Origin of the sequence: Microcoleus sp. POL10_C6 (genome assembly GCF_036701585.1) — a bacterium.
Classification (GTDB): Bacteria; Cyanobacteriota; Cyanobacteriia; order Cyanobacteriales; family Microcoleaceae; genus Microcoleus.
This window is the reverse complement of the sequence record NZ_JAUBRB010000042.1, coordinates 35,970-62,678: the sequence shown is the minus strand read 5'-3', so window position 1 is coordinate 62,678 and position 26,709 is coordinate 35,970. Positions and strand designations below refer to the sequence as shown.

Genomic DNA, 26,709 nt, shown 5'->3' with positions numbered 1-26,709 from the left:
TTTTTCATATTTTATTTCTAGAAAGTTTGTTGGGGAACTATTTGTTGACATTTTAGCACAATAAGTACGGAAGAGCCGGCATTCTATACATTTTCGGCGTTGCTGAATCAAGGTATGAATACTGCCGGAACGGGAACATCCTGAAATTTTAGGTAATGTATTAATACTTTAATAGAGTGCCTGAGCATTTCCGCGCACTTAGAATAATAAAGAGTCTTCCGATGTAGTCTTGCCAGATAATGTCTCAACCTCGTATTTTCATCTTCTAAGGAGTTTCATATAAGTCTTACTAATGATGTGATCTTCATCAGGAATAAACATCGGATAGACTGGCTATCCATCCGTGACATAAAAATAGCATTTCCAGGCACTTACCCTGTCTCACAACGATTCAAACGTCTCGGAACTATGATCTCCTAATACCCATCCTAAAATTCCTGACCGAAAGTGGTCAACGGCTGTCCACAGCCAGATTTTGTGTGTTTTTTATATAAGTCTGTAATTCATCAAGCTCACCGACTTCTGGCATAACTTCGGGGTCATAAACATCTGGTAATAGTTTTCCCACAAGTCTTACCCAAGTTATTAGGGTGGTGTGATGAACTCCTTTGATTCGCTAATCGCCCAAAAACCCATAAGCTGTCGCGCATTTAAATTGTATATTCAGGGCGAGCGGGACGCCCACCCCACAAGACTTTGATTGTTTTTTAACAGACAATTTAAATGTAGAACAGCTTACCATTGACGTACATTTTTAGGCATTCCCGTTTCACAGTCTCACTGTAACCTCGCTGTTACTCATAATCATCGATAAATTGACGGCCACATTTGACACAAATGTGGTTCTATTTTCCTTTTTTCTTACCGTTTTTACGGATATGGGTTGATTTACACTCAGGACATTGCATGGTGATTCCCTATATTTATACTATAATTATGCAACACCACTGAAAGTTTATTTGACCATGCAATTTAAATGCGGATTAGCTTAACGATAATTCAGTAGGCGCAAATAAACCTGACTATGTAACAAAATGTAAACCTCTACTCACCTGGGTGATTACATTCCTACGGAGCGCGAAACTAACGTTTCATTACCCATAACATAATTAATATATTTTTAAGATTCATCTACTTTAAATCATGGAAAGCTATTTTAAACTCAGCCACAGGTAAACTCGCGACCTTGGTTGTCTGCCAGAGATTTTAGTGCTAATCTATTAGCAAAATAAAAGGGGTCATGGCAAAAAACGACTTCAAATAATATATAAGTTAACAATTTGGCTCATCCAGGTCAGGAAGTCGATCTGTAGCCTCATTTTGGGAATCAAAAGGTGAGATAAATGAAAAAAATCAAGGAAACAGCAAGTGAATTAATAATTCAGACTCAAAGCATATTTGATTTTTGGTTCCCTAGTTGTTTATTCATGACATTGGGACTGATATCGCTGACTTTTGACTATCATGCAGCAAGTCTGAGCTGCCAGCGATTGCAGTCAAAACAAGGAAAGTGCCAGATTGTGCGCTCGAATTTACTGGGATCGAACATCAAAGAAATTGAGCTGGATTCTTTGCGGGGAGCTAAAGTTGAAAGATGCGGCTATAAAACCAGAGTTGTACTTTTGACTTCTGTTGGCAATGTTCCTTTCACTGCTAACTCCACTAATTGGGGAACCCAAAACGCTGTGGCTTCTGACATCAATTTTTTTGTTAAAAATGCAAAAAATCGATTGCTGCGCTTAAGCCAAGATGATCGCTGGTTGGGATGGACAGGAGGCATATTTTTGCTCGCAGGAATCGGAGTGATCGTCTTGAGAAATAATGAAATCTACAGCTTCGATGGAACTTTAAACACCTTGACTGTTAAACAGCGGGGTTTGTTGGCACGTAAAGTAACGGAATACTCTCTGTGCGAGATTTATGGCGTGGAAGTCGATCGAACAAAAGATCGGGATAATGACACTTGGTACGAAATCAGACTGTTAGTTTGTGGAGGCTCTCGCATCTCCCTACCCCGCACGATGAACCCATACCAGCAAGCAAAAATCGCTAAAGCGATTAACAACTATTTGCACCAGCAAAATAACCAAAAATAGCCGATCGCGATCAACCCGATTTCTCAAGGTGGCGGACTTACGCAGAAACCGGGTTTTTCACCAAAATCTCTTCTAGATTGCCATCGCTTCCGGTATAAAAACCCGGTTTCTTTGGTATCCAGTGCGAAACTCGCGATTGGGTGGAAACTGATCATCTAAAAAGTGAACCATTGTTCACTTTTTAGGTTCTTTCAACTTCCAACCTGGTTTGACAACTTGCCGGGAACGGGCAATTACTAAACAATCATTCGGCACATCTTCTGTCACCACAGAACCCGCCGCTACAGTAACATCTTCCCCCACAGTTATCGGTGCAACCAGCACGCTGTTAGAACCAGTTTTACTTCGATCGCCTATTTGAGTTTTGTGCTTGTTTTTTCCGTCATAATTCGCCGTAATTGTCCCAGCACCGATGTTGACTTTTTCTCCCAAAGTCGCGTCGCCTAAATAAGACAAGTGAGCTACATTAGTTCGATCGCCGATTTGAGTATTTTTCAATTCTACAAAATTGCCGACGCGGCAGTTCGCCCCAATTTCTGCGTGTCCCCGCAAGTGGGCGTAAGGGCCAATGCGGGAATTTTCAGCAACCATACTGTCAGAAACTACCGAATAAAGCACAGTCACATTTTCTGCAATCTGACTGTTTTCGATCAAGCTGCCGGGGCCGATGCGACTCCCAGAGGCGATCGAAGTATTTCCCCGCAAGTGAGTTTGCGGTTCAATTACCACATCCGGCTGCAAATCTACGGTATCGTCGATCGTAATGCTGTTGGGATCTAGCAGCGTCACTCCCGCCGTCATCCACTTGTCCTTTACCCGCGTTTGCAAAATATCGCAAGCTGTAGCTAAATGTTTGCGATCGTTAATTCCCAATATTTCTTGATAATCTTCCACATCGACCGCCATTACCGGATTGAGGAAATTTACCGTGTCAGTTAGGTAATATTCTTTTTGGTCATTGTCTGCCTTCAATTCTGGCAAAATTTTCTCTAAATCCGGCCAGTGAAAACAGTAAACACCTGCATTAATTCGGTGATTTTGCTTTTGAGCTTGTGTGCAATCGCGGTCTTCGACAATTTGCTGGACTAAGTTTTGACTGTCGGTAAATACTCGCCCGTATCCTTGGGGATTCGGCAAATTAGCTGTCAATAAAGTAGCAGAGTTTTGGTGCTGTTTGTGAACAGCCATCAATTGTTTGATAGTTTCTGCCCTCAGCAAAGGTACATCTCCATTTAAGACCAGCAAATCTCCTTGAAATCCCTCTAAGTGAGGCAGCAATTGTTGAATGGCATGACCTGTTCCCAATTGTTCGGTTTGTTCGACAAATTCTAGGGGAGGAGATTGAAGATTTTTTCCCGATCTTTCTTGACCTTGAATCAGGGATTCTTTAACGAGTTCGCCTCGATAACCGACGATGACAAGTCGCCTCGTAATTTGAATTTCTTGACAACTTTGGAGGACTCGCTCAACTAGCGATCGACCGCCTAATTCGTGTAGAACTTTAGGCAAGTCAGATTTCATGCGCGTGCCACGTCCAGCCGCTAAAATTGCTATTGCTACCATTTTGCGATCGAGTTATTTGCTATAAAAACTTGAATATTGACTAACTGATGATATCACCCGCTGTCCGCCGATGGCACTGCGATCACACAAATTTTTCATCTAAAATTTCCCATCTCGCATCCGCGCGAGCGAGGATTTTTCCAGGCGGATGCTGGTGTTAGGGGTGATGCTTGCAATATTTGGACTGGCGCGCCCGGTATCAAAAACCTGGTTGCAGCAGCAGTATTTGGCGGCTGAGCCAGACGACTTGCATTCCTCACTAAAAACCTGAGTTGGTTTGGGAGTAAGGACTGCGAGTCTTTTCTCAAGGGCTGGGAGGGGGAGCGAGAGTGATAATTTGCGTCTTTGGGCTGGGATTTGCCACGATACATTATACTATTTGTTGAATTTCAGTTAGGGTGTTTTCAACTTTAAAAAAACTATTTCTGACTTTTTCATTCCTTCTGCCTTCTACCTTCTGCATTATCAGGTGTCCAGCTATGACAGAGCTTAATTTTCAGGAACTTGCCAAGCAGGGAAATCTCGCCACTGCGATCGCATCTTGGCTAAACAGCCAGTTGCAATCTGAAGGCATCACAGCCTCCGCGAATCTCGACGGCGACTGTTTGGATGTAATTCTTGAGGCCGAGCAAGTACCCATAGAAAATACCTTAGTTGATTTTGTTCGCACCGAGCTGACGAATTTGCAGCCTGATTCGATTCGCAAAGTGAAGGTTGAGGGCAGAGAAAGCGGTCAGATTGCTGCTGCTTGGAGTCAAGAGTTTAGTTTGGACAACAGCACTTTTGAACCCCAGAGCTTTGTAGGATCTGTACCAAATACTGCTGTTGTTAATATGGACGATCGCACAGACATGGAGAACAATATTGAGGAGGAAAAACCGTCGGAACTTGCTGCATTTGAGAACCGACTGCGATCGACTTTCATTGTAGTGGGGCTAGTAACGGGTATGTTGGCGATCGCGGTGGTGGCGTTTGTCGGTAAAATTTTGAACCAGCCAGCAGCAACTGCGGGGAATAATCCCGATGAAACAGCAAATTTAGCAACTGCACCGGATGCTGCACCTGATACTTTTCGAGAAGCCGTTAACAGCGCACTCAAAGCAGCAGAGTTAGGGCGATCGGCAAAAACCAAGGCCGATTGGACTACAGTTATCGATCGTTGGCAAGAAGCCGTCTCATTAATGAGAAGAGTACCAGTTTCTAGCCCCAACCATCAACTAGCTCAATCAAAAGTAATCGAGTATCAGAAATATCTGCTTTACGCTCAAGAAGCAGCCGTAACTCCCCCTCTGCCAACTCCAACTCCCGCACCCGTCGAAAAATCACCTTCGGAAAAAGCAACTCCTAAAAAATCCAATTCTGAAAAAAGAGCTTCGGAGAAAGCTAATTCTAAAAAATCTCGTACCGACAAAGCAGAACCAGATAAAAAAGGTCCTTCCAGATAAATGTTAAAAGATAGATGTGAAAAATTATGACTGACAATACTTTAATCGTTTCTCCTGAATGGTTAGCCACCAATACCGACAATCCGCAAGTTGTAATTATTGACTGTCGGTTTTCCCTTGCCGACCCTGAATTGGGACAAAAACAATATCAAGAAAGTCACATTCCGGGAGCTTTCTATTTAGATTTAAACCGCGATCTCGCCAGTTCAGTGGGCAAACACGGCGGTAGACATCCGCTGCCAAATATTGAAGAATTAGCTGATAAATTGAGCGCTATCGGTATTAATTCAGCAGAAACTTTAGTCGTCGCCTATGACGATTCGCGGCTGGCTTTTGCGGCTCGTTTGTGGTGGCTGCTGCGATATATGGGACACAGCAAAGTCGCTTTGTTAGACGGCGGTTTCAGCGGCTGGAAAGCGGCGGGATATCCGGTAACAAATACTTTGCCAGACCCCCGCGAGGGTAAATTTGTTGCTCATTTGCAGCAGGATGTGGCGGTAGATATTGAGGCTGTGAAAGAGCGTAAAGACTTGCCGGGAAAGGTTTTGATTGATTCGCGAGAAAGCGAGAGATATGAAGGTTTGCGGGAGCCGATCGACCCCATTGCAGGTCACATTCCGGGTGCGGTTAACTATCCTTGGCAAGGGGTGACGGATGAAACTGGAAAAGTGCGATCGGCATCCGAACAAAAACAGCGCTGGACGGAATTAGAAAAAGCGGAAGAAATAATTGTTTATTGCGGTTCCGGGGTGACGGCTTGCGTTAATTTACTGTCTTTAGAAATCGCCGGAATTCCCGATGCTAAACTTTATGTCGGTAGCTGGAGTGACTGGTGTTCTTATCAGTTGTAGGGTACAGGAGGGAGATGATTGTTGACTGTTGACTGTGAGTTTTAGGGTAGCAGGCATTGATGTCAACTTAACGTTAAACCCTCAGTCCGGCAGCGGTTTCAACCCCTTCCTCAAAGCGAAATTCCTGGCTATTAGGACTAATGAGTTCTTCAGTCCTCTTTGAGAGGACTTTAGCTATGAGACAGGGAATTCATTCCCTGGCGGACTGTTGGGTGAGCGGGAGGACTGGCGAACTAAAACCTTAAGTTGACACCAATAGGTAGCTGGGAATCACTTCCGCGCACCTCAATGTAGTTGTAGGGTGCGCTGCACCTTACGGCGAATTAAATAATACCCTAAAAATCAAAATAAATATAAGGTAAACCCCCTTCGGGAGCCAACACCCAAACGGCATACAAACAAAGCGGCACTAACACCAATTTCAGCGGCCAATTTAACTCTAATTTCAAACCCCGACTCAACGCATAATTCCCCAACATCGCCGCCGCCAAAGCTGCCAACATCCAAGTTAAATGCACTCTTTCCAAACCCAAAGCTTCGCCATAAACTTTCTCAGCAAACTGCACGTCAGCAGCGTGTCCCCACAAATGCGAAATCGCCCATCCAGAATCCTTTAAATCTGGAAGACGGAAAAATATCCAACTACCAAAAACCATCGCCTGAGTCAACAGCCAACCGATCGCAATACCGATCGGATTTTCCCACAAAAACTCGATCCGCAACCGCTTAAACAGCACATCAGTCAGCCTGTGAACCGCCAAAGCTAAACCGTGTAAACCCCCCCATACAATAAATCCCCAAGCCGCCCCGTGCCAAATTCCTGCAATTAACATGACGATCGCCAAATTCAGACAAGTGCGCCACAAACCGACTCGCGAACCGCCCAAAGGAAAATACAAATAATTGCGTAGCCAATCCCCTAAAGTCATGTGCCAGCGTCGCCAAAAATCAGCTATACTGGCACTAAAATAAGGAAAATCAAAATTTGGCGGCAAATACCAACCCAGCAGCAAAGCAGTACCGCGCGCCATGTCAACATAGCCACTAAAATCGAGATAAAGTTGCAGCCCGTAAGCAAAAATCGCCAGCCACAAATCCTCGCTACCCGCCCGCTGCAAGTTGGTAAAGCTTAAATCGACATAAATTCCTAAGTTATCTGCGAAAAGACCTTTTTTTACTGCACCAAAGGCGATCGTCCAAAGTCCCTCAGAAATGCGATCGGGCGTCGGAAATTGCTGGGTTTTCAGTTGATAGATCAAGTTGTGATACCGAGTAATCGGACCGGAAATCAGCTTGGGAAAAAACAACTTGTAAGCAGCAAAGTGCAGCAGCGAAGTAGCAGCAGGCGCGCCTCGGTACACGTCAATCAAATAAGCAATGCACTCAAAGCAAAAGAAACTCAATCCCAAAGGTGCGATGACGTGACTTTTTACCCAGTCAGCCCCGTCGATAGCTACAGGCCAATTGAACAAAGTGCCGATCGAACTCAATAAAAAAGGCACATACTTAAAGCCCAGAAGCAGCAACACATTCAGGCAGATACCTATCCACAGCAGCAACAAACGGCGGCGGTTCCAAGATTCATTAGCAATCCGCCAATCCAGAGGTTCCCCAATCGCCATCGCCAAGCAGTAATTAAACAAAGCCCCGACTAACAGCAGAGGAATGTACCAAATTTGCAGCGAAGCGTAAAAAATTAAACTACCCGCCAGCATGATAAACAGCCGCCACCACCGCACCGGAACCAACCAGTAAGCCGCGAACAAAACTAACAGAAACAGGGCATATTGAAGGGAGATGAAAGTCATACCATTTTAGATTTTAGATTTTAGATTTTAGAATTGGGAATGGCTTATTTTGTATGGGTTTGGATCACGGGCCTACTGTGGCATTATTTTTATTAATCGAGACTTTGCTAAGAACGAGATTTATCAGGGATTTTAGCCGATCGCCGACACGAAAACAGGCCCTCGGTAAGTCCCTACTATATAGTCGGCAACTGAGAACTGCTACATTTTACAGCACAAAGGTTAAATTCTGTTGCAAATTAAATAAATATTGCCTGCTATAAATTAACTCTCTTACGAACCATATAAAATTCGGTGAAAAAAATATAATTACGTTCGCAGCATCCGACTTCAGTCCTCAAAAGCTACAATGCCTGATATCGTTTCCCTTTGCATCGGAATAATATGTTTCACCGTGCAGGCCTAGCATCCCGTACAGCAAAAAAGTGATGTAACCCAAAATGTTTTGAATTCATCACGATAGCAGATATTTGACAAGTAGTTCGATCGCACTTCAACCCTTCCAAAACCTCAAATTCGGTCAGAGTCAGTATCATAATGTCGATAAAAATTGCTGGCGGTTGCTCAAAGAGCAGCCGCACCCAACCTTCACCACCGTTGGCGACCTATATCGCAGTACAATGAATTGGTGGCAAGTTTTTCAGCAAATACCGAAAAACTATCTTCATCCTCCCCATTCAAAACTTTGGCTGCTGAATCCGCCGCTGGCGATGGCCCGGAACCCCTCAAGCTACGAGAATTTGCGATCGCCAGCGATATTTCATCTGCCTTAGCAGCAGATATTTCCAAAGGGTTTTCTTCCTCTCCAGGATACAGAATCGGCAGTGTAACAAAAAAAGTCGAACCCACTCCGGGTGAACTTGTGATTTCAATGCTTCCCCCCAGAAATTCCGCCAGTTTTTTGCACAGAGACAATCCCAATCCCGTGCCTTTGACGCGCTTCTGCAAGGGGTTTTCGAGTTGGACAAATTCTTCAAAAATCTGCCTTTGGTCGGCTGGGGGAATGCCGATGCCCGTATCTGCTACTGAAAAAGTAACTGTTCCCTCCTCTCCTATTTCCGCAGCAACTCGAACTTCCCCTGCTTCGGTAAATTTGAGGGCATTAGAAATCAGATTTCGCAAAATCTGAGAAACTTTGCCCTCGTCGGTTGTGAGGATTGGAAGTTCGAGAGGATCTTCAAAAATTATAGACACGGCAGAGTTTTGGGGAAGCAGGGGGCGCATCATTCCTCGCAGGGCGCTGAACAAATCTTCGACTTCAAAATCAGCCACGCGAACAGTTAGTTTTCCGGCTTCCACTTTGGCTAAATCTAACGAGTCGTTGACAAGTTCTGCGAGAGACTCGGCAGATTTATGAATGTAATTTACTTGCTTTTCCTGTTCGGCGGAAAGTTCTCCGTCTAGGCGATGTAACAATATTTCGGAAAGGCTCAGAATTGCCGTTAGCGGAGTGCGAAACTCGTGGCTCATATTGGAGAGAAAGCTAGTTTTGAGTTCGCTGGCGCGGCGGAGAGATTCGGCTTTGTCGTTCAATTCAGCGTAAAGTGCCAGGACTCCGCGATTGGTATCTTCTAGTTGTTGATTTAATTGTACGAGTTCTTCTTGACGCTGGCGGAGTTCGTCTAAAGTGCGTAGTAATTCTTGATTTTGCTGCTGAATTTCAGCGTAGGGATCTTCGGGAATTTGGCGCGCTAGTTTGTCAAGTAATTGATTGAGTTCGATCGCACTCAGCGCCGGCATATTTTTGGAAAACTGTTTAATTAATTGTACAGCCGTTCCGCGATCGGGCGCCGAGTCGATTTGCACTTCGTCCATCAAGCGTTTCGCTGCTGCTAAACCAAGTCCCGCGCCGGTTTGCGATCGAAAATTGGGGCTTAACACAGCCGCTAAATCAGCAATTCCCGGCCCCGTGTCGGAAATCCGAGTCCGAAAAATTTGGGGCGATTCCCCTTCCACAATGAATTCTACTTTGCCACCGCCTGCATATTTGAAAGCATTGCGGGCAATTTCGGAAACTGCTGTGGCGATGCGGGTTTGTACTTGGGAATCGAATCCCAGCCCTTTAGCAATTTGGCGAGCTCTTTGGCGTACTTGTACGATGTCTTGTTCAAAACGGACTTCCGTCGTCAGGATTGGGTAACTCACGCTGCTTCTCTCATCTTGGCTACTATAACTGTCATGTCATCGCGAGTGCGTTTGAAGTCCCGGTAGAGCACGGCTGCGATTAAAGCAGGATGTCTGGAGGCTAAACCCGGGTAGCGGTTTAAATTCCACTGCGCCGCCAAACCGTCGGAGTGCATGATGAGTAGGGACTGCTGCGACCAAGGATAGACAAATTCTGCTACTTTTCGCATCATATGTCCAACTGTGCCGTTGTAGGAAACCATGCTGCGGCTTTGGTTCTCTGTGACAACTACACCGCTGATGTTGCCAATTCCGGCAAAACAAATTGTTTGTTGAGTACGATCGATTTGGGCGATCGCCGCCGCCGCTCCTCTGGTATTTTTTAAAGCAGCGTGCGCCTTCTCTAAAATTGCTTTCGGCCCAAGTTTGGCGTTTTCCTCAAATACCCGCACTGCTTCGCGAGACGCTTCCTGGGCCAAATCCCCGTAGCCAAGCCCGTCTGCAACTAAGATCAGGTTTTTGTCAAGGTGATTTTCTGCCGCCCATGAATCGCCGCAAATTTGCTCTCCTACTTTTGGCAAGTGGACGACCCCAAATTCCAAATAATTGCTGTTTTGGGATGCTTCCCGGCTATTTTGGGTCGGTTCCAGCCGCGCTAATAAGGCTGTCCCCTGTTTTGGTACAGAATGAATATCAAACAAAGTAGAGAGGCGTTGAATTGCCCCCAGTCCCGTTCCAGGGCTTCCCGCTGTAGAAAAACCGTCCCGCAGACACAGCGCGACATTTGCCATGCCCTGCCCCCGGTCTAGCGCTACTATTTCAATGCTATATCCTGCCACTGTTTTGAATGTTCGCAGCAAAATTTCTCCTTCGCGGGCGTGCTTGACCAGGTTTTTTGCGGCTTCGGTGGTAACAATTGCCACTTTACCGCGATCGGTCTCGTTAAATCCGACTTCGGCCGCCAGGGCGACTGCGATTCGCCGCGCTTCTCCGACTTGACTTTCTTCTGTAACGGGCAGGGCTACGGCATCTATCATTTTTTATCAGTTCTCATAATGAAATCCTCCCTACGCCAACCCTCTCCGGGTATGCTGTGGGATGCCAAGAATCACTTCTTGGCTTTGCTGGTTACTCTTTATACCAATTAAAAAAATAATACAACTATACGCAAGCTCCAAACCCCGATCGTCCTCACTCAATCGATTTTAGATTTTAGATTTTAGATTTTAGATTTTAGAATTGAAGCATTAACCCCACGGATTCATCCGGGGGCTTGTATCCTGGATACTTTGGGTCATTCCCAATGGTTTAATCAAAAATCTCAACTCTCAAATCCTATTACTGGTTCACCGCCAGCGGACGATCGCAATTTTAGTTCCCTTACCCACTTTGGAAACAATCTCAAATTCGTGCATCAACCGCTTGGAACCACTGAGCCCCAAACCCAAACCGTGATTAGAAGTATAACCGTCAGTCATTGCCAATTCGATGTCGGGAATTCCCGGGCCCTTGTCTTCAAATATCAGCCGTAGCCCTTTGCGAGTGCCTAATTGGAGTGTTTCGAGAGTTACAGTTCCCCCTTTGCCGTACTCTACAGTATTGCGGGCGAGTTCGCTGGCTGCGGTAACGATTTTCGTTTGGTCTAGTAAACCGAATCCCATTGCTACAGCCCAAGTTCGCACTTGCTGTCGGACGTGGACTATATCGGATGACGATCGGATTTCTAGTGTCTCACGTTTTGACATGGCGGCTACTGTACCAAAATAGAACTTCTCCCCAAAATATAGGACTTACGATCATCAACTTAGTTTCTCCTAATAGGACTTACGCACTTACTACGATTTTCTCTCAAAAGAGAAGATTGTGCAGGAATCTCAAACCCTTGATTTAACCCCCTTGAGTGCGTAAGCCCTGTCCTAAGAAATCTTCAGTTTGTCAACAAGGTATCTACAAACAAACTAGGTTTCTTGACTGCCTGTGCCTCAGTCAGGGGACAATTAATCGACTGCTTAAGCTTGCTCGTCAAGAGACAAACCCAAGGATTTTCTTAACAAAATCATGCCCTTTTCAACGCTTAAAGCTGTGCGAACTCCTGTCAGGGAAAGCCCCAACTCAACGAGCGTAATAGCAACCGCTGGCTGCATCCCGACCACAACTGTTTCCGCATCTAAAATTCGTGACATACTAGCGATATTGTTGATAATGCGACCGATAAAAGAATCAACAATTTCTAGAGAAGAAATTTCTATCAACACACCTTTGACGCCTGTTTTGACAATGCGGTTTGTCAGGTCATCTTGCAGCGTCATTGCTAAGCGATCGTGCATATCTACCTGAATTGTTACTAGCAAAAATTCTCCCATTTGAAGGATCGGTATTCGTTCCACAAATTCACCTATGTGTTAAGCTTTACTTGAATTTTAATCTCAGACTGCAATATGTTTATCTTTCCTCTTTAAGATTTTTTATAGTTAAACCTTGGCGCTGCAACGCGACTTTAAAAGCATCTGCTAAAGTAGCTTTTGTGAGAATATCCTGCAAGTCAACTCCCAAGTGAACTATGGTTTGAGCTATTTGCGGGCGAATGCCACTGATGATGCACTCAGTACCCATTAAACGGGCGGCTGCTACAGTTTTTAATAAATGTTGAGCAACTAAAGTGTCAACAGTCGGCACGCCTGTAATGTCTAAAATCGCAAATTCTGAGCCGCTTTCCATGATTTCCTGCAACAGAGTTTCCATGACTATTTGAGTGCGGGCACTGTCGAGAGTCCCGATCATGGGTAAAGCGAGAATGCCTTGCCAAAGTTTGACTACGGGTGTTGACAATTCGAGCATTTCTTGCTGCTGGCGTTCGATGACTTCTTCGCGAGCTTTGAGAAAAATTTCTGTCACCCAAAGGCCAAGCTGGTCTAATAAACTGGTGGAAAGCCAAAGTTGTTCGACAAGTGCGTCGCGGTTTTCTGTCAGTTCATGACAAAGCCGATCGAACAATGGCTTTTTGAAACATAAAATGAAACTCGCTATCTCTGAGGGAGTAAAGCCTCTCTGAACCCGCGATCGCGAAACTTCTGCTAGCAACACCCGCATATTTTCCCATTCGGGTGTCTGGATGTCGCTAAAGTTACCGTGCCCCACTGCAATGTGGAGCAATTGCAGGAACTCTTGACACTCGGAGCGCAATTCTTTGGCTCTCATCAAGTCGTCCCGCCGCAGCCCGGTATTTTGCAGTTCTTTGAGCCAGTCTGCTAGTAACTCTGCTTTGTGTCTTTGTAGGATTTCCGCGATCGTATTATTGCTTGTGAGTTCCATTAAAATTATCTCCTGCTTAGCAATTGGGATGAAGTTGTACGAGCGATTCCCTACGGGATAGCTTCGCCGCGCGTACCAAGCGTGTTTTTTGATGGGGCAACTTCTGAGTTTAGCTCACTGTTTGCTGTTTGTGATCGAGGGTTAAGTACCTAATTGTAAAATGCGTTTGACGATCGCACTGGTAGAACTCGGAACTTCTATTTCGATCAAGGAAATCTTGCCACCTCCGGCGATAACAGCCGGTGCTTCCGGCAGAGTTTCGACTTGATAGTCGCCTCCTTTAACGTATATATCAGGCTTCAGGATATTTATCAGTTTAGTTGCTGTAATTTCGGAAAAAATTACTACGGCGTCTACTGGTTTAAGGGCGGCTAACACTTCGGCTCGCTGATTTTCCGGTACGATCGGGCGGGGTGGCAATCCCGGCTGCTGCGGTTTGATAGCTTGCACGCTGGCGTCGCTATTCAAGCCCACCACGAGCGATCGCCCCAAATTTTTTGCTGCCTGCAAATAGCGGACGTGACCGCAGTGCAGGATATCGAAGCACCCGTTAGTAAACACGAGCGGACGCCACTTGTCCGGATCGGATGCGAGCGATCTTTCAAGTTCTTTCAACGTGTAAACATTAGAAATCATTGCGGTCCTTACCACCAAATTTGAACAGCGAGCAAAAATATCCTACCAAAAAATCTGATTTTTTGCACTTTTAATATTGAATAATAAATCCTTCAATCTGGCAATAATTAATAGTTACAGGTGCTTAACTAGGTATTAGTAATTTGTGACTTTTAAGCAAGAATTTATAAGTAAAAATTACCAGCGACGAAACTAATATGGTAAACAGAATTCCCAAGTAAAAAACCGCTATTCGTGTATTTGTGACTGCAGTATCGTGCTGTTGGTAATTGGAGGTTAAAAAGGTTGGTAAACAATTATTTATTCCCGCCCTCTCTTATATCAATTACTATAAGACAAGGGATTTAGTTCCACCGCCTCGGGCAGGCGATCGGGTAGTGGGAGCCCTAGGGGGTGAAACCCTACGCAACGCGCTCCTCCTGTGTCTATTATTTCTGACACCGCCACGCGAGCGAAAGCTAGTTAAAAGCACCGAACCCAAGCGTGCAGAGCTCATTTTTACGCTGGATTCCTCAGACTATAGAAGAAGCCAGCAGTTGCTTGCTGTAGTTTGTGGGCGCTATCTTGACCAAGCTTTACAGCCACCCCAGAAGCGCACAGCCTCCTGTGCCCAACTGTATATAGCTGTGCAGAAACTCGACCTTTTGGGTCGCAACCGCAGCCTGTGAAAACCCAGAGGAAAGTCGAGTTCGGTACCCGAAACAGCTATTTTGGTGGAAAATAGCTAAACTCGTTCAACAAAATCCACTCAACTACCCCCTTGAATCTAACGGTGTAGAATTATCTAACACGAATTATGAAAGCAAGTAATAGCCGTCAATTTTCTTCAGTAGCTGCTCGAACTCTAAAAGTAGTCGGGATTATCTTGATTCTCTCTGCTTTGCTTCAGTGCATTGTTCTGTCGCTGCCGGGAGAAACTTCGGACTTTCTCAATCGAGGCTGGCAGCTTGCCGCAGCAATTCAGATAGTTGACAGGGGCATTATTCCTTTGATCGGTATCGCCCTGCTGATGACTGGCTTTTGGGTGGACAGCAGCAGTGGAGTCTCTATTGAGCGACGCAATGTTTGGCTGGACTTGCGATTCTGGGCGCTGTTGATTTCCAGCTTGTTAGGTCTAGTTTACCTATCTCTGGTTCCCGTTCACCTCAACAATACTCGTTTGGAACTCAAGGATGCTCTGGCTCAAGTCGATCAAGAAGCGGGACAAGCGGAAGGTCAACTTGAGGCACAACTTAAAAGCCCTCAATTTAAAGCTCAGGTAGAACAGCTCAAAAGCCAGCGTCGAAGCCAGATAGGGGCGCTGCTGGAAGACAACGGGAAGCTGCAACAAGCACTCAAGAGTCCAGAGGTGCCCAAGGAATTGAAAGCTGTGCTGGAGGAGTCGAAAAATGACCCGAAAGCCCTCGACAAGTTCCTGGAACAGCAAGCTCAAGCACTTCCGACTCAAGCTCGTAATGAGATTCGCACCCGCAAGCAACAAAAAGAGAAAGAGTTAAGAACTCGATCGAGAAATTCGAGTTTGCAGACGGGAATCACCAGTTTGCTGTTAGCAATCGGCTACATTACTGTTGGTTGGACGGGATTGAGAAGTATGGGAATTCTGCGGTTCGGCCGCCGCAAAAATTGACCAGCGCTGGCAGGGATCGCGCTGGTCGAGACATCCCTGAGAAATAGTTTGTTTACCAAATAGTTTGCCCTTACTGAAAGCTGGGAATGTTCTCAATTTATATTCTGACTTACAACGAAGAGATTGATATCGCCGCTTGCATTGAATCGGCGCTGCTTTGTGACGATATCATTGTAGTTGATTCTTTCAGCACCGATCGCACCCTTGAGATTGTTCAGAACTATGCCGTGCAAACAGTGCAGCACCGCTTTGAAACTCACGGACGCCAGCGGACTTGGATGCTCCAAGAAGTGCCGTGCAAGTACGAATGGGTTTACATCCTCGAAGCTGACGAGCGGATGACGCCTGCACTGTTTGCTGAATGCTTAAAGGCGATCGAAAGTCAAGAATATATCGGCTATTACGTAGCTGAAAAAGTAATATTTATGGAGCGCTGGATTCGCCGCAGCACTCAATATCCCCGTTATCAAATGCGTCTCTTTCGCAAAGACCGAGTTTGGTTTACTGACTACGGTCACACTGAACGGGAAGTCTGCAACGGGCCTACTCACTTTTTGAAGGAAACTTACCCTCACTATACTTGCAGCAAAGGTCTTTCCCGCTGGATTGAAAAGCACAACCGCTACTCGACTGACGAGGCGGCTGAAACTCTCCGTCAATTAGAAGCAGGTCAAGTAAATTGGTGGGATTTATTGTTTGGCGCGTCGGAGGTGGAAAGGCGCCGCGCTTTGAAAGATTTTTCTTTGCGCTTGCCTTTGCGGCCTGTGGTGCGCTTTTTCTATATGTATATTTTACTCGGCGGATTTCTTGACGGCCAAGCGGGATTGGCTTGGTGCACGCTGCAAGCTTTTTATGAATATCTAATTTTGCTGAAAGTTTGGGAAATGAAGCATCTACCACTGCCAGCTTTAGAGGTATCGACAGAACAATCTCTTTCGGAAGTAGTAACAGTTGAGCAGTCAAAAGTTTCTTATAATCTTGGCGCTTCCGATACTCGAAATTAAAAATTCGTAAGAGGTACGCTCGCCTAGCGGTAGTATTTGGAACTTATACCCTCGCGGTTCCCCCGCCGATCGGACTCGAGGGGTAGCCTAAGTATTTAGAAGAGTTATTATATCCTTTCTGTGTGCATCGAAATTATTCATCTCTCTCTTCTCTTCCTCTGCGATCTCTGCGATCTCTGCGGTTAAATCATTCCGATGCAACCGGAATTAATATTAAACTCCTTAAATCCGAAGAAAGCGAATCCGTTGCAGAACTTCCTTTGTTCGCAACAACAAAACAGAAAAAACCCGGTTTCTGCAAGAAACCGGGTTTCTAAATACCCTCAAAGTTTTAGGTTTAATAAAGTTTTGATGTTTAACTCAAAACTCTCATGACTCACAACTTAAAACTGTTGAGATTTTGCTGTTGTTTTTGCCCGATCGAGCTTTAAGATCAAGACCCCCAAAGGTGGCAAACACAAGTCGATCGAATAAGCACTGTTGTGGAACCACCACTCCTCAGTCCACTTACCGCCCAAATTCCCCATATTGCTGCCGCCGTATTCCCGCGCGTCGCTGTTAAACAACTCCGTATAGAAACCTGGTTCCGGCACTCCTACGCGATAGTGAGAGTGCGGCTGCGGCGTAAAATTGCACACCGTCACCACAAACTCGTCGCCATCCTTCTCTCGGCGCACAAATGCCACGACACTGTGTCGGTTGTCGCTGCAATCAATCCACTCAAACCCATCCTCAGCAAAATCTTGACTGTAAAGTGCCGTTTCGCTGCGGTACAAATTGTTCAAATCTTTAAAAAACAGCTTCAACTTTTGGTGCGGCTCGAATTGCAGCAAACGCCACTCCAAATCCCCCCAAACGTTCCACTCTTGCCACTGGCCGAACTCCATCCCCATAAAGATCGTTTTCTTTCCGGGATGAGCAAACATAAAAGTAAACAAACACCGCACGTTTGCAAACTTTTGCCATTCGTCCCCTGGCATTTTCCCGATGATGTGGGCTTTGCCGTGGACTACCTCATCGTGGGACAAAGCCAGCATGAAATTCTCGCTGTGGTTGTACCACATACTGAAAGTTATGTTGTTCTGGTGGAACTGGCGGAACCACGGGTCCATGTGGTAATAGTCGAGCATATCGTGCATCCAACCCATGTTCCACTTCAGGTTGAAACCCAAACCGCCTACATAGGTCGGCCATGATACCATCGGCCAAGAGGTAGATTCTTCGGCGATCGACAGCGCCCCTGGGAAATAGCTAAAAATGACGTGATTCGCCTGACGCAGAAAATCTGCCGCCTCGATATTTTCCCGGCCCCCGTACTGGTTGGTCAGCCATTCTCCCGGTTCGCGACAGTAATCCAAATAAAGCATCGAGGCTACGGCATCCACGCGAATCCCGTCGATGTGGTACTTGTCAAACCAGAACAGAGCGTTTGATACTAGGAAATTCCGCACTTCGTTGCGGCCGTAGTTAAATACTAGGGTTCCCCACTCTTTGTGTTCGCCCTTGCGGGAGTCCGCGTGTTCGTACAAGTGAGTTCCGTCAAAGAAAGCCAAGCCGTGGCCGTCTTTGGGGAAATGTCCCGGTACCCAGTCCACCAGTACGCCAATGCCGTTGGCGTGGCACTGGTCAACAAAATACATGAAATCTTCAGGTTTGCCGTAGCGGGAAGTTGGGGCGAAATAGCCAGTTACTTGATAGCCCCAAGAACCGTCGAAAGGATGTTCGGCGATGGGCAGCATTTCGATGTGGGTGAATCCCAAATCTTTGACGTAGGGTATCAGCCGATCGGCTAATTCCCGGTAAGTCAGAAAGCGCGCCCCGGGATTGAGTTCCGAAACCTGCACGGGGGGTTCTATTTCCCCATTTGCTAGCACGGCGGGTTCGTCAGTAGCCGCGTGCAGCCAAGAACCGATGTGGCATTCGTAAACCGAAATCGGCTGCGTCAGTGGGTCTGTGTGCCGCCGCTTTTCGATCCAAGCGCTGTCGTGCCAAGTGTAGGTGTCTAAGTCGGTGACAATTGATGCTGTTTTAGGCCGCACTTCTTGCTGGAAACCGTAAGGATCGGACTTTTCGTAGGGATGTCCGTCTTGGTTTTTCACTTCGTATTTGTAGGAAGTTCCCACGGATAGTCCCGGAATAAATAATTCCCAGATGCCGTTTTGCGACTTCCGCATTTGATGTTTGCGGCCGTCCCAATAGTTGAAATCTCCTAAAACAGAGACGTTGCGGGCATTCGGAGCCCAAACGGCAAAATATACTCCTGTGATGCCGCCTACTTCGGTGAGGTGCGCCCCGAGTTTTTCATAAATGCGGTGGTGATTGCCTTCTGAGAATAGGTGCTGGTCGAATTCTGTGAGTTTGGGCGATCGAAAGGCGTAGGGATCGTAGATGAAGCGCTCGTGTTCCCCTTCTTTGACCCGCAATTGATAGTTTGCTAGTTCTGGGGTGTCGATCGTACATTCAAAAAAGTGAGGGTGATGTTCTGATTTCATCGGGTATTCGGCCCTGGCCTCCGGCAAAACTACGGATACCGCATCCGCATTCGGCAGATAAGCTCGGACGACCCAGACTTTTTTGCCATTTTCTTCGATCGCGTGAGGGCCTAGCACTTCAAATGGATCGTGGTGCTGATTCCAAACAATGCGGTCAATCTGTTCAAAGGGGACGGTCGCGGGCATAAAACTACTTACCTCAATCTTTTAACTAAATGGCTTTCAAAACCTAGAGCGGCGCTGCACTTTACATTTGGATACATTTTTGATCGCTGATCCTACCACTGATTAGCATGATCTTGACTGCTGCAGCTCCAGCGCGCGCCCTTGCACACACGGCAGGCTGTTGCCTTGCCGGCGGCAGAGCTGGGGTTTTGCTGCTAACATCTAAGTATAGAAATATTAAAACAAATTGAAAAATTTATATTTTTCCGAAATATCCTTGACTTATTATTTAATATGTGATATGGAAAATTTTCCAACTATTGTCGATTTGCCGCGACAGGAGGGTCAAGCCTGTAAGTGTGGGTCAGCAGTTAATAGTTTACCTGGAATTTTCAGGTAGGGAGGATAGCCTGATCGATAGACTTTCAGATTCTGGAGGCTGGGTTTCCCCACAAAGTCCATGAATTTGGGCAATACGCTCAAACAGCCAAGGATGCTTAACTCGGTATTGAGGAATCAAAGCTAAAGCACTCAGCATGGCGACAACAGCAAGCAATATCTGCCATCCTCAAGGAATTGCCTACCAAACTAGCACCATCCTACCAGCGACGGTGCAATAGGTTTAAAGCAGCACTGAGGCGCAACTGGAGCGAGTTTTGCCGAGGCAGGGTTAATACCGAACTGGTGCGGCACCAATTGAATCACTAAACTTGCTCAAAACAGACGGCTCGATGTGCTTGACCGCACAGACGCGAAACTCGTAGTCAACAAATCGAGTAGCAATGCCGCTGCTGTCATCGAGCCAGTTTTCGACGAGCATCCAAGTCTCTGCTTGCTTTCCTCTCGTCTGTGGGAACAGTTGCGGGGAAGGCAACCGAGACTGGATAGAGTGCAAAATTTGCGTCGAGTCTCGCTTGCCTCCGGTGGATATTCAGTTGAGGCAGCAGCAGTGGCAATGTCCTCAAACATCCTGTCACAGGTTTGAGTTTCAAGACCTGCAGGCCGGGAGTCATTCGATTTGAGATTTTAGATTTTAAATTTGAGATTGACACCACGGATAAATCCGGGGGCTTGAGGATGCAAGGATTTTGGATTTGGGATTGATTCCACGGATAAATCACGTGGCGGGTACCATCAAGAAATTATTGGTCAAATTTTCTAGTTGAAAGGGAATGTTTTTGTAACGCAGCGAATCAGCGGACTTTGCTGCGGTAACGGGACGTACTGAACTTTAGTAGTAAAAGCATCAGACAATCACTACCACCCAACTTGAGACCTAGACCGATGAGATGAAAAAATGCGAGGAGCGAACCATTTTTCACCCCGAGGCTAGGCTCGTTGGGCACCGACTCGGACAGAGCCCTTGTTAGGGCTTTTTAGGAGTAGGGGCAGGGCTAGTAGTGGGAGTGGCCTTTGGAGATGGAGAAGAAGCAGCAGGAGGAGTAGTAGTAGTAGTGCCAGGTCCGCCCGGAGAAGGGCTGGTGGGGCTGGTGGTCTCACCTCCGCAGGCGCCGAGGGCGGCTGCCAAGCCCACTACCAAAGTCAAACGAATTAATCCCTTGTTCATAAAAACTCCTTAACATTGAAAACCCATCGCAAGGAAGGGAATAGTGTACTTGAGAAACAATGCTGGCACGAATAGCTCAACGATTCGCTCGTTGATTACAATACTGCATTTATTAATAAATTTCACATAGATTATCGCTAACCAGCAAAGATTTCTTTTTTTTGGCAAATCCTGAAGTCAAAGAGACCAGTGGTAGGATGGGTTGGTTGGCTTGTGAGGTATCCTTGGTAAGGATAACCGATCGAACGCAGATAGCCACCACTGGCGATCTCGGAGACAAAAAACTTTTAACCTCAATCAAGCTGAAGCTACCCCATTTTACGTATTGGTGAACTCTATGACCGCTGCTATCAGATCCCCCGATTCTCCCCGCTCCCGATCGACCCGCAAGCCCGCTGCTGGCGCTGCCAAAAGCAAAGTTACTTCTATTGCCAAAGCTAGGCGGGCGAAGACAGGGCCGGTATTGCCCAACTACTCGCCAGCAGATGAACAGGCTCAGACTCGATCGTCGGCATCAGTGCTGAAAGTGTTGCCCAATCGCCAGCAGCAGCCAGTGTGGTTACGATCGCTCCTGCAGGCACAGCGCGCCTCCTCAGTGGTAGCGCTTATGCTTTTGGGCGGTGCTCTGAGTCTCTACGGCTTGACAGTTTACGGCGAGCAGCGCTGGAGTCAGGAGTATCAAAAACTGGAAACTCTGCGCCTCCGGGAACAGCAATTGAGTGCTTCTAGCGAAGTCTTGAAACACCAACTTGCTAAAGAAGCCCAAAATTCCGAAACCGGTTTGGTTCCACAGAATCCTGGGGACACGATTTTCTTGCAGCCGGCCCCTGAAACTCGATCGCCCGTTGCGGCACCAAATTCTGAGCCCGCTCTCAAGAGTCAAGCCGGTGTGGAAACACCGCTGGGCTATTAAACCTGTGTCAAAGCGGAGAGCGCCCGAGGGCCTGAGTGTCCGAGGGCTTGAGAATTGGAGGATCTAATTTCCTTTTTGACTTTTTTGCAAGTCGCGATCGATTTTCTGCTTCCCACCGTAAGTTACAGATTAAAAATAATTAAGACCACTTCAAAAAATAGAATGCAACTGTAGGTGATCCAAACCCTGATAGGGAATGCTCATATCATTTCCGGTTACACTCCTTATGATGTTGACGGTTGACGGTTGACAGTGGACAGTGAACAGTCAACCGTCAACAGTGAACAGCGAACTTGAATTTACTATTCCGATGCTAACGGATTTGATATCATTCCCAAGTCGTGAATTTTATCTTTTAAGATTTAAGTTATAAATTCTAAATTCTAAAACGCTCTAACTTGCTATTGAATTTTTAATGCCATGAGCTACGACCCCCGTTTTGACCGCTACAGATCGCCGAATTTTAAACGCAAAAAACAGGCGGGCGATTCCCTACGGAATAGCTTCGCCGCGCGTACTGGGTGGGAAAAACCAGCCAAACCTAGATCTTCCGGCAGTTTCGGCCGATCGCCACAACAGACGGCTGCATCTTGGGGGCGACCGGTGGAGCGTTTAAAGCGCAGCAAGTTCCGTTTGTGGGCGGTGTGGGCGGTGTTGATGCTGGGGGGGCTGGGGCTGGCTGTGAATTTGTTTTATTTGCAGGTGACGCGAGCTCCGGCGCTGCGTAAACAGGCCGAGCAGCAGCAAACTCTCAAAACGAAGCCCTTTGTACCGAGACGCCCGATAATTGACCGCGCAGGAAATGTTTTGGCGATCGACAGACAGGTGTACACGCTCTACGCTCACCCGAAGTTGTTTAACCACTCGAAGGCGGAAATTGCTGCTAAATTGGCTCCGATGCTGGCGATCGAACTGACTCCGGGCACTACGTCGGAAACTGAACTGATACGCAGGTTTAATCTTGCTGAAAGCGGTATTACAATTGCGGAGTCTCTGCCTCAAGAGGTTGCCGATCGCGTCGCTCAGATGCAAATTAAAGAGAGTCTGGTCGATGGCTTGGAGTTGCTGCGGCAGCAGCAGCGTTTTTACCCGCAGCAGGAGTTGGCGGCGGATATCCTCGGTTATGTGGACGGGGAACGGAAGGGACAAGCCGGGGTGGAATACAGCCAGCAGAATTTGTTGGAACGATCGATGCCGTCGATTCAGTTTAGCAGGTCGAGCAATGGGAATTGGGTTCCAGATCGGCTGACGGCGGGATTTGTACAGCTTGATGACTTGAAATTGCAATTGACGATCGACAGTCGCTTGCAGCGGGCTGCCCGAAGTGCCCTCAAGGAAAAAATGAAACAACACGATGCGAAGCGGGGCACAGTGATTGTGATGGATGCCCGTAACGGGGAATTGCTGTCAGTTGTGGCGGAACCTTCTTATGACCCGAATCAATATTTTAATTTCGATTTGTCGCGCTATAAAAATTGGGCTGTCACTGATGTTTATGAGCCTGGTTCGACTTTTAAAGCGATTAATGTGGCGATCGCTCTGGAAGCGGGTGCGGTGAAACCTAATACTGTGTTTAACGATGAAGGTCGGATTTATATGAATCCCTGGACTATCCAAAATTCCGATTACCAAAGAGCAGGCGCGCGCGGCCCTTCGACTGTTACTGAGATTTTGAAACATTCTAGTAATGTGGGGATGGTGCACATCATGAGAACAATGAAACCTTCTCTTTACTATCAAGCTTTAGAAAAACTCGGACTCGGACAAACTGCGGGAACTGATTTGCCTTTTGAAGTAAGCAGTCAACTTAAAAATCGAGAGCAATTTATTAACTCTCCGGTGGAAGTTGCTACTACGGCTTTTGGGCAAGGTTTTTCGATTACTCCGATGCAGTTGGTGCAGCTTAACGGCGCTTTGGCTAATGGTGGCAAGTTAGTGACTCCTCACGTTGTGCGGGGACTTTTTGATAGGGAAGGTGAAGCTTATTGGAAGCTTCCGAGGGCGGTTCCAAAGCAGGTTTTTTCGCCGGAAACTACTAAGCAGGTGTTAGAAATGATGGAAACTGTGGTTGATGGTGGTACGGGGAAAGCTGCACAAATTCCTGGGTATCGGATTGCTGGAAAAACAGGCACGGCTCAAAAAGCTAATGCTGGTGGGGGTTATTCTAAGAACGCGATTATTACTAGCTTTGTGGGGATAATGCCTGTGGAGGCTCCTCGGTATGTGGTGCTGGCGGTGATTGATGAGCCTAATCAGGGTTCTTCGGGGGGTACGGTGGCGGCTCCGATTGTGGAGTCGGTGATGGAGGCGCTGATTTCTATTGAGAAGATTGCGCCGAGTAAGAAGTAGTTGATTATATCTGAGATGTGGCGTCAGAAATTGACATCGAATATAGCTATCGACAACAAGGCGATGGAGGAGACGGCAATGCCGTTTCCCTACCCCCAACATAATTCATCGGGTGATCGGATGTAAGCATCGCCCAATTTGTATGAAAACGGCACTGCCGTGTCCAGATTTCGGGTAATATCGTTTTCCCTGACGCACCTTACATAAGTGACTCAGTAACAATATCTTTTATTTTCGTTGGGTTTTGATTGTCGTTTGGAGGTGCGTTTATGTCCTAAAAGAGTGGAGATGATGATGCAGCGTTGGCTGTTTCTTAAGCTGGGATGATATAGCGTTAGGGTTCCTTTGGCTCTTATACTCGTTAGCGTGCAATCGTGGTCGCTTCGAGATACGGGGCAACCTCTGTGGTTGAACATGACGCGCCGGATTGTGCCGTTTGTTTTTTGCTCGTTGCTTTCATTTACTTGGAGCACTGTTGTTTCATCTGGATCTATATGAATTTGCGGTTCTAGGTTTTTCCATTGACTGTCTGGTATTTGAGCTGGGGGAATGTCGGCTGGGTGAACGGCTATTTGTACATTTTCTCCTACTTGTTTGAAGCTGGCTTGCCATGAAATTTTGGATCGTTTGGCGTTGCTGTGGGCAAGTTCCATTGCCCAATAAGCTCTATCGAGCGATAGCTTTAAACGGTGGTTGTTGATAAACATTAGCCAAGAGGGGGCGACGATCGCACAAAATATTCCTATGATTAAAAGAATTATCAATAGCTCAATCATTGTAAAACCTGCAGCAGGTGTAGTGGCTCTGCCTTTAAGCGTTTTATTTATTGACACGTAGATGAACTCCCTGATATTTAGCTTGCCAAAAAAACAGCTAGGAAGAGCTATTTTTTTTATTGGCTATATTTTAACTTTGGGTTTGGGAAGTGTGTAGATCGGTATTTACGGAAAATTTATGCGACTTTAAAAAAAACTGGGGGTAAGGAAACAGCAGTCAGGAAACGGTAGTGCGGTTTCCCTACAGCAATCTTGTCGATCGCCCGATCGCATCAGAGCCCGAAGGTATGTAGGGAGAATCTCAATTTCTAGCTTGCCTGTTTTCATTGAGATGCTCCCGACTTGCCGGGAGTCAAGGTGGAAACTTGTACTCAACTTGAGAGACAAATTTACTTTCGACGCTCGTGTTTTAGCGTCAAGAATAGTTTGTCCTCACGGTGAGAATTATACAGAAGAACTCCATCAGAATCTCCCGGAGTCCAGGGCGATCGCGCGATCGGATATAACGATTCCCCGGTTAATGGTAGGAAAACGGCAGTGCGGTGTCCTAATTTCGGGTAACGGGTAAAATCAACCGGGTCGGATGTAACGATCGCCCGATTTGTAGGGAAACGGCACTGCCGTACCGCGATTTCGGGTAATATCGTTTTCCCTGACGCACCCTAGATCAATGACTATTTGGTTTTTGATGCGGGCGATCGATCCTCCTGCACTAAATACTCCTATACCTAACGGTAAATTGTTATTAGCAAGGGATCTTTTACATTGGAATACGAGCGGCAATTACTATTAAAATACCAGATTGATATAATTGTTAGTAAAAACAGCGGAGAATCTGCTACTTATGCTAAAGTTGTTGCGGCTAGAGAACTGGGAATTCCGGTGGTGATGGTGCAGCGCCAGCAGATTCCCGATGTTGAGCAGGTTGCTGATGTGGAAGGGGAGATTGATTCGCTCATTCAGCAGTTGAGTTCCCTAAAATGAGTGTCACTCAAATAAGCGACTGGTCGAAAATTTTCAAAATAGTTAAAGTAGATATAACTGATTAAGGGAGAGCGATCGCGCTCTTAGATTTTGCCATCCCACCTCGATGGCAATTTCGCTCGCACGATTTGCGCTCCCGACTAGCAATTTCAGGAACTAAAACAATGGTTATCACTGGAACTGAAGAAGCAGACAGCTTGAAAGGAACCCTAGAAAATGATGTCATCTACGGCTTAGCAGGGGATGATTCTCTAGTCGGCGTGGGCGGAAACGACTTTCTGTACGGTGGCGAAGATGACGATACACTCTATGGCGGTTTTGGCAACGACCAACTATTTGGTGAAAATGGCGATGACTTCCTCGACGGTGGCTATGGATACGACCAATTAAATGGGGGTAGCGGTAATGACGAACTGCGGGGCGGGTATGCGGATGACATCCTAATTGGAGGTAGCGGGAACGATAAATTAGACGGCGAGTTTGGAGATGATTTTCTCATCGGTGGCACGGAAAATGATTCTCTTTACGGCGGCGATGGAAACGACATCCTAACTGATAGTGGCGTAGGCCGCGATGGCAGCGACTATTTAGATGGCGGTAGCGGAAATGACCGAATAATTGCTTACGGTTACGGGGCGGAAATTGATGCAGATACGCTGATTGGCGGGACAGGATTGGATACCTTCGTTCTCGGTGCGCCCGGTCAGGCTTTCTACAATGTTGGCGGCGATGGTGACTACGCATTAATTACTGATTATCTGCCCTTTGCAGACACAATTCAACTGCCAGGAAGTGCGTCTGACTACCTCTTAGATGGCTCTCCAATTCAGGGAATTTCTGGCACTGCTATTTACCGCGAAAAAAATTCAAATTACGAATTAATTGCCGTTTTGCAGGACAGATTTTTAACTCAGAGCGCTCTAGGTTTGTTCAGTTACGTGTAAAAAACACTTCTCCAAAATAAGTGGTAGGTGGTAGGTGGAATAGACTAAGTATC

22 protein-coding genes and 1 pseudogene are annotated in these 26,709 nt (G+C 46.5%); 9 read left to right on the top strand and 14 right to left on the bottom strand.

The genetic code is table 11. The features are described from left to right. Positions 1-107: 107 nt before the first annotated feature. Positions 108-908 (bottom strand): annotated as a pseudogene (locus tag QUA34_RS21320) (IS1 family transposase). Between the two features lie 435 nt (positions 909-1,343). Between QUA34_RS21320 and QUA34_RS21315 the strand changes: the two are divergent. Beyond that, positions 1,344-2,096 carry a hypothetical protein gene (locus QUA34_RS21315; RefSeq protein WP_333389160.1) on the top strand — a complete coding sequence of 251 codons (753 nt, stop codon included), beginning with the start codon at positions 1,344-1,346 and terminating at the stop codon, positions 2,094-2,096. A gap of 174 nt (positions 2,097-2,270) precedes the next feature. Here QUA34_RS21315 and glmU read toward each other — a convergent pair whose 3' ends face one another. Then, entirely contained in the window at positions 2,271-3,659 is a 1,389-nt protein-coding gene (gene glmU, locus QUA34_RS21310; protein ID WP_333389159.1) for a bifunctional UDP-N-acetylglucosamine diphosphorylase/glucosamine-1-phosphate N-acetyltransferase GlmU, read from the bottom strand. Positions 3,660-4,138: 479 nt separating this feature from the next. On the opposite strand from glmU, the gene QUA34_RS21305 reads away from it, so the two are divergent. Continuing rightward, positions 4,139-5,104, top strand: coding sequence for a hypothetical protein (locus tag QUA34_RS21305; protein WP_333389158.1), 966 nt, complete (start codon positions 4,139-4,141; stop codon positions 5,102-5,104). 26 nt (positions 5,105-5,130) lie between these two features. Further along, complete coding sequence (locus QUA34_RS21300) at positions 5,131-5,955, top strand: sulfurtransferase (protein WP_333389157.1); 825 nt, start codon at positions 5,131-5,133, stop codon at positions 5,953-5,955. A gap of 335 nt (positions 5,956-6,290) precedes the next feature. On the opposite strand, the gene QUA34_RS21295 is transcribed toward QUA34_RS21300, so the two are convergent. The 7 genes from QUA34_RS21295 to rfaE2 all read right to left on the bottom strand — a co-directional run bounded on the left by QUA34_RS21295 (position 6,291) and on the right by rfaE2 (position 13,835). After that, positions 6,291-7,763, bottom strand: coding sequence for an MBOAT family protein (locus tag QUA34_RS21295; protein WP_333389156.1), 1,473 nt, complete (start codon positions 7,761-7,763; stop codon positions 6,291-6,293). A gap of 588 nt (positions 7,764-8,351) precedes the next feature. After that, positions 8,352-9,908 carry an ATP-binding protein gene (locus tag QUA34_RS21290; protein ID WP_333389155.1) on the bottom strand — a complete coding sequence of 519 codons (1,557 nt, stop codon included), beginning with the start codon at positions 9,906-9,908 and terminating at the stop codon, positions 8,352-8,354. Next, the gene (locus QUA34_RS21285) at positions 9,905-10,924 is read right to left on the bottom strand and encodes an ATP-binding SpoIIE family protein phosphatase (protein WP_333389154.1); all 1,020 of its coding nucleotides are present in this window, start codon (positions 10,922-10,924) and stop codon (positions 9,905-9,907) included. Before QUA34_RS21285 ends, QUA34_RS21290 begins: the two co-directional genes overlap by 4 nt. Before the next feature lie 309 nt (positions 10,925-11,233). Next, positions 11,234-11,632 carry an anti-sigma regulatory factor gene (locus QUA34_RS21280; RefSeq protein ID WP_333108114.1) on the bottom strand — a complete coding sequence of 133 codons (399 nt, stop codon included), beginning with the start codon at positions 11,630-11,632 and terminating at the stop codon, positions 11,234-11,236. A 264-nt stretch (positions 11,633-11,896) separates the two neighbouring features. Further along, complete coding sequence (locus QUA34_RS21275) at positions 11,897-12,274, bottom strand: STAS domain-containing protein (RefSeq protein ID WP_333081356.1); 378 nt, start codon at positions 12,272-12,274, stop codon at positions 11,897-11,899. 55 nt (positions 12,275-12,329) lie between these two features. Then, positions 12,330-13,199, bottom strand: a complete 870-nt coding sequence (locus QUA34_RS21270) for an STAS domain-containing protein (RefSeq protein WP_333389153.1) — start codon at positions 13,197-13,199, stop codon at positions 12,330-12,332. A 141-nt stretch (positions 13,200-13,340) separates the two neighbouring features. Next, on the bottom strand, positions 13,341-13,835 hold the full coding sequence (rfaE2, locus tag QUA34_RS21265) for a D-glycero-beta-D-manno-heptose 1-phosphate adenylyltransferase (protein ID WP_333389152.1): 495 nt from the start codon (positions 13,833-13,835) through the stop codon (positions 13,341-13,343). A 796-nt stretch (positions 13,836-14,631) separates the two neighbouring features. Between rfaE2 and hpsJ-B the strand changes: the two genes are divergently transcribed. Beyond that, complete coding sequence (hpsJ-B, locus tag QUA34_RS21260; protein ID WP_333389151.1) at positions 14,632-15,462, top strand: hormogonium polysaccharide biosynthesis protein HpsJ; 831 nt, start codon at positions 14,632-14,634, stop codon at positions 15,460-15,462. 86 nt (positions 15,463-15,548) lie between these two features. Further along, positions 15,549-16,466, top strand: coding sequence for a glycosyltransferase family 2 protein (locus tag QUA34_RS21255; protein WP_333081351.1), 918 nt, complete (start codon positions 15,549-15,551; stop codon positions 16,464-16,466). A 383-nt stretch (positions 16,467-16,849) separates the two neighbouring features. Here the strand turns inward: QUA34_RS21255 and glgB are convergent, their stop codons facing one another. From glgB to QUA34_RS21240, 3 genes are all read right to left on the bottom strand, one after another. Continuing rightward, positions 16,850-19,144: a 1,4-alpha-glucan branching enzyme gene (gene glgB / locus QUA34_RS21250; protein ID WP_333324931.1), complete on the bottom strand. Its 2,295-nt coding sequence runs from the start codon at positions 19,142-19,144 to the stop codon at positions 16,850-16,852. A 649-nt stretch (positions 19,145-19,793) separates the two neighbouring features. Then, positions 19,794-19,943, bottom strand: coding sequence for a hypothetical protein (locus QUA34_RS21245; protein ID WP_333389150.1), 150 nt, complete (start codon positions 19,941-19,943; stop codon positions 19,794-19,796). A 546-nt stretch (positions 19,944-20,489) separates the two neighbouring features. Then, on the bottom strand, positions 20,490-20,690 hold the full coding sequence (locus QUA34_RS21240) for a serine protease (RefSeq protein ID WP_333210036.1): 201 nt from the start codon (positions 20,688-20,690) through the stop codon (positions 20,490-20,492). 337 nt (positions 20,691-21,027) lie between these two features. Here QUA34_RS21240 and QUA34_RS21235 point away from each other — a divergent pair, with 337 nt between their 5' ends. Together QUA34_RS21235 and QUA34_RS21230 are read left to right on the top strand one after the other, a co-directional pair. Next, a complete protein-coding gene (locus tag QUA34_RS21235) occupies positions 21,028-21,603 on the top strand; it encodes a hypothetical protein (RefSeq protein ID WP_333389149.1) in 576 nt (191 codons plus the stop codon). Positions 21,604-22,023: 420 nt separating this feature from the next. Next, a complete protein-coding gene (locus tag QUA34_RS21230; RefSeq protein ID WP_333389148.1) occupies positions 22,024-23,952 on the top strand; it encodes a penicillin-binding protein 2 in 1,929 nt (642 codons plus the stop codon). 212 nt (positions 23,953-24,164) lie between these two features. Here QUA34_RS21230 and QUA34_RS21225 read toward each other — a convergent pair whose 3' ends face one another. Both QUA34_RS21225 and QUA34_RS21220 read right to left on the bottom strand, forming a co-directional pair. After that, positions 24,165-24,785, bottom strand: a complete 621-nt coding sequence (locus tag QUA34_RS21225; protein WP_445242834.1) for a prepilin-type N-terminal cleavage/methylation domain-containing protein — start codon at positions 24,783-24,785, stop codon at positions 24,165-24,167. A 129-nt stretch (positions 24,786-24,914) separates the two neighbouring features. Beyond that, on the bottom strand, positions 24,915-25,055 hold the full coding sequence (locus QUA34_RS21220; RefSeq protein WP_333324921.1) for a hypothetical protein: 141 nt from the start codon (positions 25,053-25,055) through the stop codon (positions 24,915-24,917). A 438-nt stretch (positions 25,056-25,493) separates the two neighbouring features. Here QUA34_RS21220 and QUA34_RS21215 point away from each other — a divergent pair, with 438 nt between their 5' ends. Both QUA34_RS21215 and QUA34_RS21210 read left to right on the top strand, forming a co-directional pair. Continuing rightward, positions 25,494-25,712: a precorrin-6A/cobalt-precorrin-6A reductase gene (locus QUA34_RS21215; RefSeq protein ID WP_333389146.1), complete on the top strand. Its 219-nt coding sequence runs from the start codon at positions 25,494-25,496 to the stop codon at positions 25,710-25,712. Positions 25,713-25,876: 164 nt separating this feature from the next. Further along, positions 25,877-26,656, top strand: coding sequence for a calcium-binding protein (locus QUA34_RS21210; RefSeq protein ID WP_333389145.1), 780 nt, complete (start codon positions 25,877-25,879; stop codon positions 26,654-26,656). The last annotated feature ends 53 nt before the right edge of the window (positions 26,657-26,709 follow it).

Bases quoted from the DNA above. Each gene is read 5' to 3' on its own strand.
- QUA34_RS21240 (WP_333210036.1), bottom strand. From the start codon at position 20,690: ATGAACAAGGGATTAATTCGTTTGACTTTGGTAGTGGGCTTGGCAGCC.
- hpsJ-B (WP_333389151.1), top strand. From the start codon at position 14,632: ATGAAAGCAAGTAATAGCCGTCAATTTTCTTCAGTAGCTGCTCGAACT.
- QUA34_RS21255 (WP_333081351.1), top strand. From the start codon at position 15,549: ATGTTCTCAATTTATATTCTGACTTACAACGAAGAGATTGATATCGCC.
- QUA34_RS21295 (WP_333389156.1), bottom strand. From the start codon at position 7,763: ATGACTTTCATCTCCCTTCAATATGCCCTGTTTCTGTTAGTTTTGTTC.
- glgB (WP_333324931.1), bottom strand. From the start codon at position 19,144: ATGCCCGCGACCGTCCCCTTTGAACAGATTGACCGCATTGTTTGGAAT.
- QUA34_RS21300 (WP_333389157.1), top strand. From the start codon at position 5,131: ATGACTGACAATACTTTAATCGTTTCTCCTGAATGGTTAGCCACCAAT.
- QUA34_RS21305 (WP_333389158.1), top strand. From the start codon at position 4,139: ATGACAGAGCTTAATTTTCAGGAACTTGCCAAGCAGGGAAATCTCGCC.
- glmU (WP_333389159.1), bottom strand. From the start codon at position 3,659: ATGGTAGCAATAGCAATTTTAGCGGCTGGACGTGGCACGCGCATGAAA.
- QUA34_RS21235 (WP_333389149.1), top strand. From the start codon at position 21,028: ATGACCGCTGCTATCAGATCCCCCGATTCTCCCCGCTCCCGATCGACC.
- QUA34_RS21245 (WP_333389150.1), bottom strand. From the start codon at position 19,943: ATGCTCGTCGAAAACTGGCTCGATGACAGCAGCGGCATTGCTACTCGA.
- QUA34_RS21270 (WP_333389153.1), bottom strand. From the start codon at position 13,199: ATGGAACTCACAAGCAATAATACGATCGCGGAAATCCTACAAAGACAC.
- QUA34_RS21220 (WP_333324921.1), bottom strand. From the start codon at position 25,055: ATGAAAACAGGCAAGCTAGAAATTGAGATTCTCCCTACATACCTTCGG.
- QUA34_RS21210 (WP_333389145.1), top strand. From the start codon at position 25,877: ATGGTTATCACTGGAACTGAAGAAGCAGACAGCTTGAAAGGAACCCTA.
- QUA34_RS21315 (WP_333389160.1), top strand. From the start codon at position 1,344: ATGAAAAAAATCAAGGAAACAGCAAGTGAATTAATAATTCAGACTCAA.
- QUA34_RS21285 (WP_333389154.1), bottom strand. From the start codon at position 10,924: ATGATAGATGCCGTAGCCCTGCCCGTTACAGAAGAAAGTCAAGTCGGA.
- QUA34_RS21230 (WP_333389148.1), top strand. From the start codon at position 22,024: ATGAGCTACGACCCCCGTTTTGACCGCTACAGATCGCCGAATTTTAAA.
- QUA34_RS21280 (WP_333108114.1), bottom strand. From the start codon at position 11,632: ATGTCAAAACGTGAGACACTAGAAATCCGATCGTCATCCGATATAGTC.
- rfaE2 (WP_333389152.1), bottom strand. From the start codon at position 13,835: ATGATTTCTAATGTTTACACGTTGAAAGAACTTGAAAGATCGCTCGCA.